Source organism: Janthinobacterium psychrotolerans (genome assembly GCF_001677885.1).
GTDB lineage: Bacteria > Pseudomonadota > Gammaproteobacteria > Burkholderiales > Burkholderiaceae_D > Janthinobacterium > Janthinobacterium psychrotolerans.
In genome coordinates this window covers 1-1220 of record NZ_LOCQ01000010.1, presented here as the reverse complement: position 1 = coordinate 1220, position 1220 = coordinate 1, and the positions used below count along the sequence as shown (strand labels likewise).

1 protein-coding gene is annotated in these 1220 nt (G+C 64.1%); it reads right to left on the bottom strand.

The features are described 5' to 3' along the window. Nucleotides 1-1220, bottom strand: a 1220-nt coding sequence (locus tag ASR47_RS00080; RefSeq protein ID WP_065305754.1) for a bifunctional 5-dehydro-2-deoxygluconokinase/5-dehydro-2-deoxyphosphogluconate aldolase, incomplete at both ends; no start/stop codon positions are given.

Below are 1220 nucleotides of genomic sequence, written 5' to 3'. Positions count from 1 at the left end.
TGCGAGCCGATCGAACGGCCCCAGTCGAACTGCAGCGGATTCGAGCCTGGCAGTTCCACCGGACGGCCGATCCACCAGCCGCGTCCGGTCGCGTCATTCAAGGCGTCGACGCCGTAGCGGCCATCGATCAGCACGCCGGTCTTGCCCGACAGCTGCAAGCACTCCTGGGTCTGCGCCACGGCCTGGACCAGCAGTTGTTTCAGTTTTGAAATGGCCGCTTCGCTCACGCCGGCCTGCTGCGACAGGTCGAAAAACTGCGTGCGATGGTCAAACGCAAACACGCACAGTTCGTTCCACTCTTTGCGCGCCACCGTCGTGCGGTGCAATCGCGCCAGGGTCGCATCCTGGTCGGGGTGGGTGAGCTTGTCGGCGTTGGCCAGGAAATAATCAAGCTCGACGGTGGACGGCATGGCCGGCGCACAGCCATGGCGCGACACCACCAGCGCGCCGCAGCCATTGGCGTAGCGGCAGCAGGCCTCGTAGTCCTCGCCGCGCAGCCAGCCTTTCAGAAAGCCCGACAAAAAAGCGTCGCCGGCGCCCAGCACGTTCAGCACGGCCACGCGCACGCCGCGATAATTGAAAGCGTCGTCGAGGCTGGCGGGAATGCTGGCCTCGATCACGGCGCAGCCCAAAGGACCGCGCTTGACCACCAGCGTGGCGCTCGACACGGCACGCACGGCACGCAAGGAGGCCATGATGTCCGCGCCGCCGCCGGCGATCATGAATTCCTCTTCCGTGCCGACGATCAGATCGAACTGCGGCAAAATGCCCTGCAAATGTTGCGTGACACCCTCGTTCGAGACAAAGCGCGTCTCGCCATCGGCCTTGCCCGACAAGCCCCACAGCACCGGGCGATAATCGATATCGAGCACGGTGCGCACATTGTTGCTGCGCGCCAGGGCCAGCGCCTGCGAGCTGACGGCGTGCATGGCGGCGGTGGAAAAATGCGTGCCGGTAATCAACAGCGCCTTGCCCGAGCCGATAAAGCCGGCATCGAACGACGAAGGTTCGATCGCCATGTCGGCGCAGTTTTCGCGGTAAAAGATCAGCGGAAAAGTGTCCTTGTCCTTGATGCCCAGCATCACCAGGGCCGTCAGGCGGTCGGGGTCGACGCCGACATGGCTGACATCGCAGCCTTCCCTGGCCAGGGTGTCGGTCAAAAACCTGCCCATATGGTCGTCGCCGACCTTCGACAGCATCGCCGACTTCAGGCCCAGGCG